The organism is Corynebacterium senegalense, from assembly GCF_900411315.1.
Classification (GTDB): Bacteria; Actinomycetota; Actinomycetes; order Mycobacteriales; family Mycobacteriaceae; genus Corynebacterium; species Corynebacterium senegalense.
In genome coordinates this window covers 1,668,541-1,684,276 of sequence record NZ_LS990887.1, presented here as the reverse complement: position 1 = coordinate 1,684,276, position 15,736 = coordinate 1,668,541, and the positions used below count along the sequence as shown (strand labels likewise).

13 protein-coding genes and 1 pseudogene are annotated in these 15,736 nt (G+C 69.0%); 2 read left to right on the top strand and 12 right to left on the bottom strand.

What is annotated here, in order from left to right; all coding sequences use genetic code 11:
• Positions 1 to 88 precede the first annotated feature (88 nt).
• Both DYZ02_RS08140 and DYZ02_RS08135 read right to left on the bottom strand, forming a co-directional pair.
• Positions 89 to 1,159 carry an ATP-grasp domain-containing protein gene (locus DYZ02_RS08140; RefSeq protein WP_115685791.1) on the bottom strand — a complete coding sequence of 357 codons (1,071 nt, stop codon included), beginning with the start codon at positions 1,157 to 1,159 and terminating at the stop codon, positions 89 to 91.
• A gap of 78 nt (positions 1,160 to 1,237) precedes the next feature.
• Positions 1,238 to 2,527, bottom strand: a complete 1,290-nt coding sequence (locus DYZ02_RS08135) for an adenylosuccinate synthase (RefSeq protein WP_115685790.1) — start codon at positions 2,525 to 2,527, stop codon at positions 1,238 to 1,240.
• A 50-nt stretch (positions 2,528 to 2,577) separates the two neighbouring features.
• Between DYZ02_RS08135 and DYZ02_RS08130 the strand changes: the two genes are divergently transcribed.
• Together DYZ02_RS08130 and DYZ02_RS08125 are read left to right on the top strand one after the other, a co-directional pair.
• Entirely contained in the window at positions 2,578 to 3,489 is a 912-nt protein-coding gene (locus tag DYZ02_RS08130) for a hypothetical protein (RefSeq protein ID WP_115686433.1), read from the top strand.
• 311 nt (positions 3,490 to 3,800) lie between these two features.
• Positions 3,801 to 4,703: a PRC and DUF2382 domain-containing protein gene (locus DYZ02_RS08125; protein ID WP_115685789.1), complete on the top strand. Its 903-nt coding sequence runs from the start codon at positions 3,801 to 3,803 to the stop codon at positions 4,701 to 4,703.
• Positions 4,704 to 4,790: 87 nt separating this feature from the next.
• On the opposite strand, the gene DYZ02_RS08120 is transcribed toward DYZ02_RS08125, so the two are convergent.
• The 10 genes and pseudogenes from DYZ02_RS08120 to clpB form a co-directional block, all read right to left on the bottom strand.
• Positions 4,791 to 5,963, bottom strand: coding sequence for an FUSC family protein (locus DYZ02_RS08120; RefSeq protein ID WP_115685788.1), 1,173 nt, complete (start codon positions 5,961 to 5,963; stop codon positions 4,791 to 4,793).
• Positions 5,964 to 6,029: 66 nt separating this feature from the next.
• On the bottom strand, positions 6,030 to 7,064 hold the full coding sequence (gene fbaA, locus DYZ02_RS08115) for a class II fructose-bisphosphate aldolase (RefSeq protein WP_115685787.1): 1,035 nt from the start codon (positions 7,062 to 7,064) through the stop codon (positions 6,030 to 6,032).
• Positions 7,065 to 7,241: 177 nt separating this feature from the next.
• On the bottom strand, positions 7,242 to 8,447 hold the full coding sequence (locus tag DYZ02_RS08110) for a glycoside hydrolase family 76 protein (protein ID WP_115685786.1): 1,206 nt from the start codon (positions 8,445 to 8,447) through the stop codon (positions 7,242 to 7,244).
• 47 nt (positions 8,448 to 8,494) lie between these two features.
• On the bottom strand, positions 8,495 to 9,157 hold the full coding sequence (locus DYZ02_RS08105; protein ID WP_115685785.1) for a TrmH family RNA methyltransferase: 663 nt from the start codon (positions 9,155 to 9,157) through the stop codon (positions 8,495 to 8,497).
• Positions 9,144 to 9,692 carry an orotate phosphoribosyltransferase gene (pyrE, locus tag DYZ02_RS08100; RefSeq protein ID WP_115685784.1) on the bottom strand — a complete coding sequence of 183 codons (549 nt, stop codon included), beginning with the start codon at positions 9,690 to 9,692 and terminating at the stop codon, positions 9,144 to 9,146. Before pyrE ends, DYZ02_RS08105 begins: the two co-directional genes overlap by 14 nt.
• Before the next feature lie 11 nt (positions 9,693 to 9,703).
• Positions 9,704 to 10,930 (bottom strand): type III secretion system chaperone family protein, encoded by a 1,227-nt coding sequence (locus DYZ02_RS11390; RefSeq protein ID WP_181896934.1) that lies wholly within the window; start codon positions 10,928 to 10,930, stop codon positions 9,704 to 9,706.
• 30 nt (positions 10,931 to 10,960) lie between these two features.
• On the bottom strand, positions 10,961 to 11,803 hold the full coding sequence (locus DYZ02_RS08085; protein WP_115685782.1) for a sulfurtransferase: 843 nt from the start codon (positions 11,801 to 11,803) through the stop codon (positions 10,961 to 10,963).
• Between the two features lie 28 nt (positions 11,804 to 11,831).
• The gene (locus DYZ02_RS08080; RefSeq protein ID WP_115685781.1) at positions 11,832 to 12,245 is read right to left on the bottom strand and encodes a DUF4265 domain-containing protein; all 414 of its coding nucleotides are present in this window, start codon (positions 12,243 to 12,245) and stop codon (positions 11,832 to 11,834) included.
• A 113-nt stretch (positions 12,246 to 12,358) separates the two neighbouring features.
• A pseudogene (locus DYZ02_RS11665) lies at positions 12,359 to 12,983 on the bottom strand (alcohol dehydrogenase catalytic domain-containing protein).
• 106 nt (positions 12,984 to 13,089) lie between these two features.
• Positions 13,090 to 15,639, bottom strand: a complete 2,550-nt coding sequence (gene clpB, locus DYZ02_RS08070; protein ID WP_115686432.1) for an ATP-dependent chaperone ClpB — start codon at positions 15,637 to 15,639, stop codon at positions 13,090 to 13,092.
• Positions 15,640 to 15,736 lie beyond the last annotated feature (97 nt).

Here is a 15,736-nt window from a genome sequence, read left to right as displayed (position 1 = left end):
GAAACAAACTTTCTCCAGTCTATCTATGTGATTAGTGTTCGTCCTCCGAAATTACGTGAACAACATCACATAACGACCGCAGCCTCCACTACACCAGGGTGCTCGCCGCCTCTGCGGCGCGCTGCCGCGCCTCCTCCACGGAGTCGCCGGTGGAGCGCAGCACGACGGTGTCGCCTACGACCACCGCGCCCGTCTCCTCCACGGCCAGGGCGCGGGCCAGCGCGTCGCGGCCGAAGCCCTGGGCCTGCACGAAGCGGGCGGCGCCGGGGCTGGTGAGGGTGACGTCGATAGGCAGGCCGAGGACTGCGCGGGCGTGGAGGTCGAACTCGTTGATGCGCTGCGTAGCGCCGGTGATCATGCCGTCGAGGGTGGGCCGCGGGCTGACCTGAGAGAAGTAAACCTCGTCGCCGTCGACGAACAGGTCGATGGCGTAGATGCCCTGCACCCCGATCGCTCCCGAGATGCGCGCGGCGATGGAGCGGGCGTTGTCCATGGCGTCCTCCGTCAGGGGCGCGGGCTGCCACGCCTCGACGAGGCGCCCGTCCTCGTGGCGGGTGCCGATGGGCTCGCAGAACCAGGTGGACAGCTGCCCGGTGGCGGGGTCGATGGAGCGCACCGTCAGGATGGTGCACTCGTAGTCGAAGTCAACGTAGCGCTCCACGGCTACGCGCCCGTCGAGCTCCGGGTCGTAGGCCTTCTCCCAGGCCGCGGGGAGCTCGTCGGGCCCGGTGACGACGGACTGCCCCTCGCCGCCCGTGGAGGTGCCGGGCTTGACGACGCACGGGTAGCCGACCCTGTCAGCGCACGCGCCCAGCTCGTCGACGCTGTCTGCGAACTCGTACGCCATGGTGGGCAGCCCGTGCTCCTCGGCGGCGGTGCGCCGGATGCCCTCCCTGTTGCGGGTGATGCGGCACGCCTCGACGGTGGGGACGAGCTCGCTGCCCGTCGCCGCCGCGATCTCGGCGAGCTGCTCCGAGGGTGCGGCCTCGCACACCACGGTCAGGGTGGGGTTGACCCCCTCCGGCACGCCGTGGGCGGTGCCCAGCTCCAGGCTGCCCACGACGGGTTCGAAGCCCAGGCGCCGGAACGACGCCGCCAGCTCCTCCGCCAGCGTCCCGCTGCCGAGGATGAGCACCTGGCTGTTTTCTGCCGAGATCATGTAGGTAGCACTGCCTTTCCCTCAAAATATGCACAACACCCTAACGCAGCGGACGGGGCGCGGTGAAGCGGGAAGGGCTTAGCGCTCCATGACGTCGTTGCGCACGATCGTCTGGTCACGGCCCGGACCCACGCCGATGTAGCTCATGGGCGCACCCGAGAGCTCCTCGAGGCGCAGGACGTAGTCCTTGGCCTTCTGCGGCAGGTCGTCGAACTCGGTGATGCCGGTGATGTCCTCGTCCCAGGCGGGCATGGTCTCGAAGATGGGCTGCGCGTGGTGGAACTGCGACTGGGTCAGCGGCATCTCGTCGAAGCGCTCGCCGTCGACGTCGTAGGCGACGCAGATGGGGATCTCCCCGATGCCGGTGAGCACGTCGAGCTTGGTGAGGAAGAAGTCGGTGAAGCCGTTGACGCGGGCGGCGTAGCGCGCGATGACGGCGTCGTACCAGCCGCAGCGGCGCTTGCGCCCGGTGTTGACGCCCACCTCGCCGCCGACCTCCTGCAGGTAGTCGCCCCACTTGTCGAAGAGCTCCGTGGGGAAGGGGCCGGCGCCGACGCGGGTGGTGTAGGCCTTGATGATGCCCAGGGAGGCGGTAATGCGCGTCGGACCGATGCCCGCACCGACGCACGCGCCGCCGGCGGTGGGGTTCGACGAGGTCACGAAGGGGTAGGTGCCGTGGTCGACGTCGAGCATTGTGGCCTGCCCGCCCTCCATGAGGACGTGCTTGCCCTCGTCGAGGGCGGTGTTGAGGGTGTACTCGGCGTCAATGACCATGGGTTTGAGCCGGTCGGCGTAGCCCATGAAGTAGTCCATGATCTCGTCGACGGCGATGGCCTTGCGGTTGTACATCTTGACCAGCATCTGGTTCTTCACGTCCAGCGCCGACTCGATCTTCTGGCGCAGGATGGACTCGTCGAAGATGTCCTGCACACGCAGGCCCACGCGGGCGACCTTGTCGGCGTAGGCGGGGCCGATGCCGCGGCCGGTGGTGCCGATGGCGCGCTTGCCCAGGAAGCGCTCCTGCACGCGGTCGAGGGTCTGGTGATACGGGGCGACCAGGTGCGCGTTGCCGGAGATGCGCAGGCGCGAGGCGTTCGCGCCGCGGGCCTCGAGGCCGTCGATCTCCTCGAACAGGGCCTGGAGGTTGACCACGACGCCGTTGCCGAGAATGGGGGTGGCGTTCTCGCTGAGCACGCCGGCGGGGAGGAGCTTGAGCTCGTATTTCTCGCCGCCGACGACGACGGTGTGGCCCGCGTTGTTGCCGCCGTTCGGCTTGACCACGTAGTCGACCCTGCCGCCGAGGATATCCGTGGCCTTGCCCTTCCCTTCGTCGCCCCACTGGGCGCCGACGATGACGATGGCGGACATCTTCACTCCTTACATCTAGGCACTAACGGCGCTATTGTAGCGTGATCGGCATGCGGCTGATCCATTTCGCGTGCGCATCGCCATTGCTTATCGACGGCACGACCAACGTCACTCTCCCCGCCCTGCCCTCCCGGGCGGACCTGCGCTTCCTCGACGAGGCAGCCCGGAAGCTCCTCCCGGTCGATCCCACCCCCTCGCTCGACGAGATCGCCGCCTCCCCCTCTGTGGCGCACATGGGCGAGCCCACGTTCGCGCCGCAGGAGCCCGCCGAGCGCCTGCGCGTCATCGTCTCGGGCTCCGACGCCGCCCTCGGCGCGGTGCTGGCCCGCATGATGCGGGCGGACTACCTCTGGGCCGAGGTGGCCTACCTGCCCGCAGACCCCTTGTCCGCCGCCTCGAAGGTGTGGGGGCTGGCGGGCCTGAGCGAGGAGGAGCGCCTCGCCGCGGCGCTCGAGGCCCCCGTGTCCCCCTCGCCGTGCATCCGCACGGACCGCTCCGAGGTCGTCGCCGGTTCCGCGACGCTCTCGCGTGACGACGCCACCGAGTACGTCGGGGAGATCGTCGTCGACTCCGCCGTGCTGCTCTACCGGGAGGACACCGGCTCCCCAGCGCGGTTCCACGGAGACTTCGGCGCCAGGCTCGTCCCCATGAATACCGCACCGGGCATCGCGGCCTCCCGTCTGGTCACTCCCCTTGTCGCCGGGGGGCGGACGGGCCGGCGCGACCCGGAGGAGCTGGAGCGCCTGCGCCGGCTGCCCGGCGGGGCCTGGCTGACCCGCAACGCCGATGTCGACCCGGGCCTCGTGGACCCGGACCGCGTCCTCACGGGCCGCGCCGTCCAGTCCGGCGGCGCGGGGATCCGGGTCGAGATCGACGGAGTCGCGCGGCCCCGCCCCGTCGACCGCGTGACGTTCTACCGCCATCTGCGGGACCTGCAGAGCGTGAAAATGGGCGTCGAGTAGCTTGTGTGATGTAACTCACATAAAGAAATTTTGACGGCTTTCGGCGCCCTTCCGACCGTTCTGCTGGCATGAAGGAAGCTGAATACCGGCGTAGAACCAAGCCGTTTGCCCAGCTCGGGGCCCTCCGGCGCGGGATGGTACCGAAGACGGGCGGGGTGAGCCACTAACTTTTTGATAACGAGGCATCCCTGAACGCACGTCCGAGCACGCCGGGTCAAACCTTGCCTACATTCGGGGTTGTTCCGCCGAACACGGCTCGCCTCCCACGGGGCTGGGTCGCAACAACTTACTTAGAAGGAGCACTACGAATCATGGCTGACTACAACCGCATTGAAGACCTCGCGAACGCTACCGCTTACGACGTTGACGGCGACAAGATCGGTTCCGTCAAGGACGTCTACGTCAACGACAACACCGGCCAGCCGGACTTCGTCTCCGTAAGCCACGGCCTCTTCGGCGCCGGCGACTCCATCGTCCCGCTGCGCGGCCACAACCTCCGCGACGGCGAGCTGCACCTCGCCTTCCCGAAGGACCGCATCAAGGATGCCCCGGATCTTGACGAGAACGGCCACCTCACCAACGAGGACCAGCAGGCCTTCTACCGCCACTACGGCCTCGAGGGCACCCAGGACGTGACCACCTACGAGACCGGCGCCGCCGGTGCCGCAGGTGCCGGCTTCGCCGCCGACCGCGACGCCACCGACCGCGACCGTCTCGCTGAGCGCGACCGCCTCGCAGACCGCGACCGCCTCGCAGACCGCGACGTTGCAGACCGCGACGTCACCGACCGCGACGAGATCGTCCGCTCCGAGGAGCAGCTCAACGTGGACAAGGAGCGCGTCGAGTCCGGCCAGGTGCGCCTGCGCAAGTACGTCGTCAACGAGACCGAGACCGTCGAGGTTCCGGTCGAGCGCGAGGAGGTGCGCGTGACCCGCGAGCCGATCTCCGAGGCTGACCGCGCCAACTACCGCGGCGACATCTCCGACGACGAGGCCTCCATCACCCTGCACGAGGAGCGCGTCAACGTGAGCAAGGAGTCCGTCCCGGTGGAGAAGGTCTCCCTGGACAAGGAGACCGTCCGCGGCACCGAGCGCGTCTCCGAGGAGCTGGCCAAGGAGCGCATCGAAACCGACGGCGACGTCGTCGAGGGTGTCGAGGGCCGCCGCGCTGGCGACCTGCGCCCGGACGTCGACCTGGACGCCGACCGCCGCTAAGACCCAGCGGTAGAGCGAACAATCCCCCACGCCTTCGGGCGCGGGGGATTTTCCGTGCCCTGGGCGCGGAGCTACACGGCCGCGGTCCTACTGCCCGCCGTAGAGCTCCGGCGGGTACTTCGGCGTGACAGACGTCGGCGCGAGCACGGCCACGGCGGACTCGCGGGACATGCCGCAGACCTGCAGGAGGTCGACGATCAGCGAGCGCGATTGCGCCAGGATGACGTAGGCGGAGAGAACGGCGCCGTCCTCGATGACGTCCATCCCGGCCTCGCCGCCGAGGGCGCGCAGCTCGTTGACAGCCTCGGGGATGACGCGGGCCTGGAGGCGTCGAGAGTTGGCCTCGTAGACCTCCGAGAGGTCAAGGCTGATGCGAGCGAGCGAGTCGAGGATCTCGATCTGCTTCTCGGACACGGTGTCGTTGTCCTCGCAGAGCACGTGCGCGCGGCGGGCGAGCACGCGGGTGGTGCGCACAGCCTGGTCGGTCGGGGGGATGACGCGGCTCAACGACGTCAAGTAGCGGCGCGCCCCCCACAAAAACGGCGACAGCGTCGCCGACTCCTGGCCCGAGCGCACGGCGCTGGTCATGTCGTCGATGTCGCGCTGGCTGGCCCGGATGGCCTCGAGGGCGTCGGTGATGCACTCCTCGTCACGGGTGCGCAGGCCCTCGGCGACGTCGTCGAGCACCGAGGACATCAGTCCCAGCACGCGGGCGATTTCGGTGCGGGCGCGGGCGATCGGCCACTGCGGGATGAGTGCGAGCACGCCGATGGCGACGAGGGAGCCGATGAGGGCGTCGATGGTTCGATCGATGCCCGTGACCTCCCCGCCCGGCGGCATGATCGTGGCGATGAGGATCGAGCCGATCGCCACCTGGTTGTTCACAAGCTGGGACTTGGAGAAGAACGACGCGATGAGCATCGAGCCCGCCACGATCACCGCGATCTGCCAGCCACCCTGCCCGATGTGCACGAAGATGAGATCGCCCACGAGCACCCCGAGCACGCAGCCAATGGAGACATCCAGCGCCTTGCGGATGCGCTCGCCGCCCGTCATCCCGATGACGATGATCACCGAGATCGGCGCGAAGAACGGCTGCTTGTGCCCGAAGATATGGGTGGCGATCCAGAAGGCGATGCCCGCCGCCACGGCGATCTGGGTGATCGGCAGGAGGCGGTCGCGGACACGGGTCACACGGGCCTGAATGGAGCTGTCGATCTGGTGCAGTCTCTCGCGCGTGCCCATCCTCTGCTTTGCCATGCCCCCAAGAGTAGCAACGCGAAAACGCCCCACCGGGAGGGCCGATGGGGCGTCGATAAGCGGGGGCTACTTGTTCAGCGAGGTGCCCACGGAGTGGAGGTCCTGGCACGCCTCGATGACGCGCTCGGACATGGACTGCTCAGCCTTCTTGAGGTAGGAGCGCGGGTCGTAGGCCTTCTTGTTGCCCACCTCGCCGTCGATCTTGAGCACGCCGTCGTAGTTCTCGAACATGTGGGAGGCGACCGGGCGGGTGAACGCGTACTGGGTGTCGGTGTCCACGTTCATCTTGATTACGCCGTGGCGCAGGGCCTCCTCGATCTTCTCCTTCTCGGAGCCGGAGCCGCCGTGGAAGACGAAGTCGAAGGGCTGGTCGCCCTCGTTGAGCCCAAGCTTGGCGACGGCCACCTTCTGCCCCTCCCCGAGGACCTCGGGGCGCAGCTTCACGTTGCCCGGCTTGTACACGCCGTGGACGTTGCCGAAGGTCGCGGCGAGCAGGTAGCGGCCGTTCTCGCCGGTGCCGAGGGCGTCGATGGTCTTCTCGAAGTCCCCCGGGGTGGTGTAGAGGTTCGCGCCGGCCTTCGCCTCGACGCCGTCCTCCTCGCCGCCGACGACGCCGATCTCCACCTCGAGGATGATGTTCGCCTTGCGGGCCTTCTCCAGCAGCTCCTTCGCGATCTCCAGGTTCTCGTCGATCGGGATGGCCGAGCCGTCCCACATGTGGGACTGGAACAGCGGGTTCTCGCCGCGGTCAACGCGCTCCTGCGAGATGGCCAGCAGCGGGCGGACGTACTCGTCCAGCATCTCCTTCTGGCAGTGGTCGGTGTGCAGCGCGATGTTGACGTCGTAGTGCTTGGCCACCTCGTGCGCGAAGGCCGCCAGCGCCTGCGCGCCGACAACCTTGTTCTTCACGGCCAGGCCCGAGCCGAACTCGGCGCCGCCGAGGGAGAACTGGATGATGCCGTCGGACTCCGCCTCGGCGAAGCCCTTGATGGCGGCGTTGATCGTCTCGGACGAGGTGCAGTTGATGGCCGGGTATGCGAAGCCCTCCTGCTTCGCGCGGTCGAACATCGCGTTATAGACCTCAGGGGTGGCAATGGGCATGCTGGGAACCTCCGATTCTCCGGTTGCGTACTCACCCCAGTATGCCCGTTTTGGCGGGGCGCTGCAGTCGCGCTCCCCGCTGGCCTTCACGGTAAGAACCAAAGGGTAAGAATGCGCCCCGGGGCCGCGTTGAGGCGGATTCTTGCCGTTTTGTTCTTACCCTTCAGTTCTTGCCTTTCAGTTCTTGCCCGCGGTGTAGGCCGCCACCTTCGCCGCGGCCTCCAGCAGCATCCAGCCGGAGAGCTGCACGGACAGGTCGCGCTCGTCGATGCGCACGAGCCCGACGGCCTCGCTAATCGACGACGGACCCAAGCCGTAGTTGTGGGGCAGCCGCGCGTCCTCGATCCAGTCCGAGGAGAACACCGGCAGGCCGTCCACCTCGAGGCGGTGCTCCCACAGCGACTCCGCCGAGGCCATGACGAGCCGGGCCGCCAGCTTCTTCGTCGCCACGTTCTCCGGGCTGTCCTCCGGCATCCGCACCGCCACGTCGGCGAGGTAGCGCACGAGGATGCCCTTGAACAGGCCCCCGTCGCCGTCGTGGGTCTCGTGGGGCGGGCAGAGGATCACGTCGCGCGGGGTGGCCAGGTGGCGCGCGATGGCGCGCACCAGCGCCCGGATGTGCGTGATGTAGAACACCGAGGCGTCGGCGCGGTGGGAGTGGTCGAAGGAGTCGATCGGCTCGTCATCGGCGAGCCCGACGTCGTGGCGCAGCGCCAGGGCGATCTCGAGGCTCGCGCCGAGCACCGTGCCCTGGTTGTAGGTGTAGATCTTCTCCACCACCTCGGGGCCGTGCATGCGCATGCGGATCCCGTCCTGGACCAGGCCGTTGTCGGCCATGAGGTTGTCGTAGATCCAGTCGACCATCTCGCGGGACTTGTCCAGCCTGCCCGTCCGGGCGAAGAGGATGGCCGCCGGGCCGTTGGAGGGCACGTTGTAGAACGTCTCGTTGGCCCGCCACGGCAGCACGCCCGTCGAGGGGTCGATCCCCGCCAGGATATTGAACTCTAGGGCGGTGAGCCGCTTGGACTGCGTGAACCCGTCCAGCGCCAGCGCGCGGTTCCACGCCAGGGCGAGCCAGGACTTGTCGTCGTAGTAGCGGTTCGCCGTCAGCCGCCCCCGGCTGCGGGCGATGATGCCGTGCAGCGTGTGGTGGATGCGCTTGCGGCGCTGCTTGGTCGAGCGGCGCAGTGCGGCGTCGATGAGGCAGTCGAGGTAGTGGGCCTGCCACCAGTAGTGCCAGTGCAGGAAGGACGTCTCCCGCCAGCCGGGGGGCCAGGCCACCGCCGCCAGGTTCGTCTTGGGCATGCCCCACAGGCGGGTGGCGTGGCGCTCCTGAATGGCCGCTTCCGCCAGGTCAGCGCGGTGTGACCACGTTTCGGGCACAGGCAACTCCCTCGTCAATAAATCTCCTGCCACGTATATTGCCAGAACTACCAGGATTGTTTCAGGTTCGCGTGCTGCCGGATCCACGCGTGCATGGCGATGCCCGCCGCCACACCGGCGTTGATGGAGCGGGTGGATCCGAACTGGGCGATCGAGCACGTCATCTCGGCGCGCTCCCGGGTGTTATCGGTGATCCCGGGGCCCTCCTGCCCGAAGACGAGCACGCAGCGCTCGGGCAGCTGCGCCGTCTCCAGCGGCACGGCCCCGGGCGTGTTGTCGATGGCCACCACGGCCAGCGAGTTCTCCTCCGCCCACCGCATCAGGTCGGCGACCGTGTCGTGGTGGCGGATGTGCTGGTAGCGGTCGGTGACCATCGCGCCGCGCCGGTTCCAGCGGCGCCGCCCCACGACGTGCACCTCCCGCGCCAGAAACGCGTTCGCGGTGCGCACCACGGTGCCGATGTTCATGTCGTTCTCGAAGTTCTCGATCGCCACGTGGAAGGGGTGGCGCCGCGTATCGAGCTCCGCGTTGATCGCCTCGAGCGACCAGTAGCGGAAGGCGTCGACGACGTTGCGGGTGTCGCCGTTGGCAAGCAGCTCCGGGTCGTAGCGCGGGTCGTCCGGCCAGGGCCCCTCCCAGGGGCCGACGCCGTGGCGTCCCTCCGCCCACTCCGTGGGCCCCTTGCCGGTACCGGTGCTACTCGAGTCCAAGGTCGCCGAGTCCGAGCAGGTAGCGGTACTCCAGCCCCGCCTCCTCGATGACCTTCTGGGCGCCCGTCGCCCGGTCGACCACGGTGGCCACGGCGACAACCTCGGCGCCCTCCTCGCGGCAGGCCTCCACGGCGGTCAGCGGCGAGTTGCCGGTGGTCGTGGTGTCCTCCACCACCAGCACGCGGCGGCCCTTGATGCCGGGGCCCTCGATGCGGCGCTGCATGCCGTGCTTCTTGGCCTCCTTGCGCACGACGAAGGCGTCGATGGCGCGGCCGTCGGCGTGCATGACGGCGGTGGCCACCGGGTCCGCGCCCAGGGTTAGGCCGCCCACGGCGTCGAAGTCGAGGTCGTCGGTGAGTTCGCGCAGCAGCTCGCCGATCAGCGGGGACGCCTGGTTGTGCAGGGTGGCGCGGCGCAGGTCCACGTAGTAGTCGGCTTCCTTGCCCGAGGACAGGGTCACCCTGCCGTGCACGACGGCGAGCTCCTTGACCAGCTCGGCCAGCTCGTTCCTCTTGGCCTCATTCACAGTTCCCATGCCCCCACACATTAGTCGCCGAATATCGAGGGGGGCGTCTGGTCCCGCCGCACCCGCGTCAGGTCGCCGCCGGCGGTGTCGCGCGACCCGCCCTCGGCAATCGGCTCGACCTCGTCGCCGCCGACGGCGCGGTGCGAGATCACCCCGCGCACGGCGCCCGTGGTGCGCGTCGGCATCTCCAGAGGCTCCTCGGGGCGCTGCACCTTCGGCGCAGCTTCCTCACGCTTCTCGACGCCCCCGGCAACGCCCAGCCCCTCCCCCATCTCCCGGGTCGGGTACGGCTGCTCCACCGGGTGCCAGGCATGCGGGGGGAGGACCCGTGCGGCGTCGGCAAGCAGGGCGAGCGGGGCGAGCATCTCGTCCCACTCGGCGGGCGTCGTGCCGTGCTCCGTCTCCGCGAGCACCCACTCGGACTCGAACCACACCGCCGTCGCCGCCGCGGGCAGCTGCTCCAGCGCCGTGCGCACGCGCACGTCCAGGAAGCGCTGCGCCGGGCCGGCCTCGGTGGCGTAGACGGTGAAGTCCTCCACCTCGCCCACCTCGACCAGGTCGGCCGAGGACGCGGCGCTGAACCCGCGACGGCGCAGGTCCACGACGACGTCGCTAACCTCGCCGGTGCGCATCGCCATCACGGTGACGCCTCCGAGGTCCATGACCAGGACCTCGTGGCCGTACATCACGCCCGAGGCGATGTCCTTCGCCGCGGCCCCCGAGGCCGCCGCTCCCCGGGTCCACTCCCCGTTCAGGAACTCGTCCTGCCGGGCGAAGTCGAAGCCGTGCGCCTCCGCCCAGGCGCGGCGCTCCCGGCGCGAGGAGCCCGGCAGCTGCAGCCCGGAACGGCGGTGCGGGCGCGGGGCGCGCTCCTCCCCGGTCGGCGGCTCCCAGCGGCGCAGGGTCACCCCGCCCGGCTGGGCCTCCGGGGCGGGATCCGGCTCGGGCTCAGACTCCAGCTCAGGTTCCGGCTGAGATTCGCGCTCAGGTTCGGGCTCGGGCTCGAGCTCAGGCGCTGTCTCGGGCGCAGGTGCTGGCTCAGGCTCGGGTTCCGGCTCTGCCTCGGGTTCAGGCTCGGGATCGGGAGCCACCTCCTCGCCGCGCTCCTCCGGGGCGGCAGCCGCCGCCTCAGGCGCCGGCGCGGCCCCCTCCGCGGCATCGGCGGAACGCTCGCGTGAGTCCGCGAGCAGCAAGACAACGGCCCCCGCCAGGGCGAGGAGACTGAGGAGGATAAGTATGTAGGCCATCGGGAAATACTGTAGCGCCCGCCCGCGACATCACAGGTCAGTGGCCACGGGGTTGGCCCGGTCGCCGGCCCACTGCGACCAGCCGCCGATGAAGTGGGTCACCACCGGCAGCCCGGCGTGCTCCATCGCCGCCAGCAGCAGGGCCGAGTGGTTGCCCGAACCGGAGTAGGCCACCGCCCCGGCCGGGGCCGTGTTCTGGGTGACGCCGATGCGCGAGAAGCGCTCGCGGATGTAGTCCACCTCCTTGACCTGCTGCGTCTCGCCGTCGAACAGGTCGTAGACGGGCAGGTTGACCGCCTGGGGGATGTGGCCTGCCTTGAGGTCGAGCAGCTCGCGGCGCCCGCTGTAGCGGTTCGCCCCGCGGGCGTCGATAAGCAGGCCCGTGAACTCCTTGACCTCATCGATCGTCGCCGTGGGCAGCGCTCCCGGGTTGGGCTCGATGTCGGCGAAGACAGCGACGTTGCCGGGGCCGGCGACCGTCTCGAAGCCGGCCTTGTCCCAGGCCGCCCAGCCGCCGTCGACAATGTGGACATCCTCGACGCCCAGCCAGCGCAGCATCCACCACGCGCGCGCCGCGAAGACGCCGTTGCCCGTGTCGTAGATGTAGGTCGGGTGCCTCTTCTCCACGCCCCAGCTGCGCGCCGCCTTGAGCAGGATGTCCACCGTCGGCATCGGGTTGCGCCCGGCCCTCCGGCCCGGCATGCCGGCAAGCGTCATGGGCGGGTCACAGAACATGGCGGTCGGGATGTGCTCAGACTGGAACGTCGACCACGCCTTGCCCTCCTCGGGTTCCCACAGCGCCGCGATGACGGCCTGGTTCTTCCCGGAGTGGATGCGTTCGCGCAGTTCTGCGGCTGGGACAAATACGCTCATGCGGCCCAGTCTAAAGTTTCTCCCCTGCCTACGCCGTGTAGCCGGGAGCCAGCTGGATCACCCCGTCGTCGGCCAGGCCGTCGAGCCACTCGACGATGCCCTCGCGCGGGCAGTCCGCGCCGATGCTCGCGGCGAGCATCCCGCCCGGGCCGACCTCCACGCGGCACCCGAAGGCCAGCAGCGTCTCCGCGATGTCGTGCGGGTGCTCCTCGTTCGGCAGGATCCGCACCGTCGACGCCCCGCCGCGAACGATCACGCGGTCGACGTGGAAGTGGCGGTCCACCCGCACGCACTCGACGATGTCGCCCAGCGCCAGCGTGGTATCCACGAACGGGACGCTGGCCACCACAAACTTGTTCTCCCCCAGCTGGTGCGCGGCCAGCTGCTCGTTTTCCACACCAGGCACGGCCACGCGGGTGATGATCATCGTCGTCGGCTGCATGCCTCGTACCTTAGTCCGTGGGGCCCGCGAATGCGCCAGGCGCGGCACCGAGCTCGGCCCGGTCCGCGCCTGAAACTTGCCTGGTTCTTGCCTCATTCTTGCCCAGTGTCCGCCTAGTACTTGATGGACATGCGCCCGTCGATCTTGCCCTCCTCCATCCGGGCGAAGACATCGTTGACGTCGTCAAGCGTGCACTCGGTGACGTGCGGCTTCACCTCGCCGCGCGCGTAGAAGTCGAGCGCTTCGGCCATGTCCTGGCGCGTGCCCACGAGCGAGCCGCGGATGGTGATGCCGCGCAGGACCGTGTCGAAGATCGGCGCCGGGAAGTCCCCCGGGGGCAGGCCGACGAAGACAATGGTGCCGTTCGTGCGCACCGTGCCGATCGCCTGCCCGAAGGCCTGCGGGTGCACCGCCGTGACCAGTACGGCAGAACTCGCACTCGCCGCACGCGGACCACAGCCACGCGTTGCCGACCATGTCCACCACCGCGACGGAGTGCTCGCCCGGCCCGAGCTCGACGACGACACCCACGCCCTCATGGCCGGGGACGAAGGGCGGGGCGGGCTTGACCGGCCAGTCGCCGTGCGCGGCGTGCAGGTCGGTGTGGCAGATCCCCGAGGCCTTCAGCTTGACGAGGGCCTGGAAGGGGCCGGGGGTGGGCAGATCGATCTCGTGGACGTCGACGACCGGGCCGAACTCCTCGACGACCACCGCGCGCATGGTGGTGGGGGTGGACATGTCATCCTCCTTCAAGGGGATAGGGGGTACGGGTTTGCCCGCCACGCTAGCCACCCTTTGTTAGGGGTGCAATAGCTTTTCGACGCCCCACCACGCGCCCCGGGAGCTACGCGGCGTCCACCGTCAGGGACTCCCCGCCCTCGGCAACGTCCACGTTGACTGTGTCGCCGTCGCGGACGTAGCCGGCCAGCAGCTCCTTGGCCAGGCGGTCTCCGATCGCCTGCTGGATCACGCGGCGCAGCGGCCGGGCGCCGTAGGCCGGGTCATAGCCGCGCTCCGCCAGCCACGCCTTCGCCGCGGGCGAGACGTTGAGCGTGAGGCGTCGCGAAGCGAGGCGGTCGGCGAGGGAGCCGAGCTGGAAGTCGACGATGCCCACCAGCTGCTCCTCGGTCAGCGGGTCGAAGACCACGACGTCGTCGAGGCGGTTGATGAACTCCGGCTTGAAGTGCGCCTTCACCGCGTCCATGATCTGCTCGCGGTTGCCGCCCGCGCCCAGGTTGGACGTCAGGATGACCACCGTGTTGCGGAAGTCCACCGTGCGGCCCTGGCCGTCGGTGAGGCGACCCTCATCGAGGACCTGGAGCAGCACGTCGAAGACGTCCTGGTGCGCCTTCTCCACCTCGTCGAAAAGCACGAGCGAGTAGGGGCGGCGGCGCACCGCCTCCGTGAGCTGGCCGCCGGCGTCGTAGCCGACGTATCCCGGAGGGGCACCGACGAGGCGGGCCACCGAGTGCTTCTCGCCGTACTCCGACATGTCGATGCGGATCATCGCCGCCTCGTCGTCGAAGAGGAACTCGGCGAGTGCTTTGGCCAGCTCCGTCTTGCCCACGCCCGTGGGCCCGAGGAAGAGGAAGGAACCGATCGGGCGGTTCGGGTCGGCGACACCCGCGCGGGAGCGGCGCACGGCGTCCGAGACGGCGGTGACCGCCTCGGTCTGGCCGATGACGCGCCCGCCGAGCACCGTCTCCATGTTGAGCAGCTTTTCGGTCTCGCCCTGCATCATCTTGCCGGCCGGGATGCCCGTCCAGCTGGACACAACGTCCGCGATGACGTCCGGGGTGACCTCCTCGGTGAGCATCGTGCGCGTGGTCTCCTCGGCCTCCGCCGCGGCGACCTCCTGCTCCAGCTCCGGGATGCGCCCGTAGCGCAGCTCGGAGACCTTGGCGTAATCGCCCTCGCGCTCCGCGATCTCGGACTCGTTGCGCAGCCGCTCGAGCTCCTCCTTCGCGTTCTGGACCTTGTCGATCTCCGCCTTCTCGTTCGCCCAGCGCGCCTTCATCTCGCCCAGAGTCTCGCGCTGGTCGGCGAGTTCCTGGCGCAGGGCGTCCAGGCGCTCCTTCGAGGCGGCGTCGGACTCCTTCTGCAGGGCGATCTCCTCGATCTCCAGGCGCCGCACGACGCGCTCGAGCTCGTCGATCTCCTGCGGGGAGGAGTCGATCTCCATGCGCAGCCTCGATCCGGCCTCGTCGACCAAGTCGATCGCCTTGTCCGGCAGGAAGCGGTTAGTGATGTAGCGGTTCGACAGCTCCGCCGCCGCCACCAGCGCCGAGTCCTGGATGCGCACGCCGTGGTGCACCTCATAGCGCTCCTTCAGCCCGCGCAGGATGCCGATGGTGTCCTCCACCGTCGGCTCGCCCACGTACACCTGCTGGAAGCGGCGCTCCAGCGCGGCGTCCTTCTCGATGTACTGGCGGTACTCGTCCAGCGTCGTCGCGCCGACGAGGCGCAGCTCGCCGCGGGCCAGCATCGGCTTGATCATGTTGCCCGCGTCCATCGCGCCCTCGCCGGTCGCGCCGGCGCCCACGATGGTGTGCAGCTCGTCGATGAAGGTGATGATCTCGCCCTCGGAGGACTTGATCTCGTCCAGCACCGCCTTCAGGCGCTCTTCGAACTCGCCGCGGTACTTCGCGCCCGCGACCATCGAGCCGAGGTCCAGCGAGATCAGGGTCTTGCCCTTGAGCGACTCGGGGACGTCGCCAGCCACGATGCGGCGCGCCAGCCCCTCGACGATCGCAGTCTTACCGACGCCCGGCTCACCGATCAGGACCGGGTTGTTCTTCGTCCTGCGCGACAGCACCTGCACCACGCGGCGAATCTCCGAATCGCGGCCGATGACCGGGTCGATCTTGCCCTCGCGGGCCCGCGCCGTCAGGTCGGTCGAGTACTTCTCCAGCGCCTGGAACTGGCCCTCCGGGTCCTGCGAGGTCACCTTCTTGTTCCCGCGCACGGAGGGGAAGGCGCCCTTGAGCACGTCGTACGTGGCGCCGCGCTTCTTCAGCAGCTCCGCGGCCTCGTCGCTGCCGCGGGCGATCGCCGCGAGCAGGACCTCGGTGGAGACGTACTCGTCACCCAGCTCGCCGGCCAGCTCCTGGGCGGAGTTGATCGCGTTGAGGGCGTCGCGGTTGAAGTTCGGGTTGGCCATGTTCTGGCCCTCAGCCTTGGGGTAGCCGTCAACGATCTCGCCCGCCTCGCGGGCCACCGTCGCCGGGTCCACGCCCGTGGCCTTGAGCACGGGGGCGGCGATGCCGTCCTCCTGCTGCAGGATCGCCTCAAGCAGGTGGGCCGGACGGATGTCCGGGTTGCCCGCGGCGGAGGCGCGCTGCAGCGCCTGCTGGATCGCCTCCTGGGTTTTCGTCGTGGGGTTGAAAGATGCCATGAAGAGCACCCGTCCTTTCTCTACTTAATTTTCGCTACATCATGTGCAACGCCCCAGAAGTTGAGTCTGTTCCGCTCAAGTAAAGAATTTTCGATTC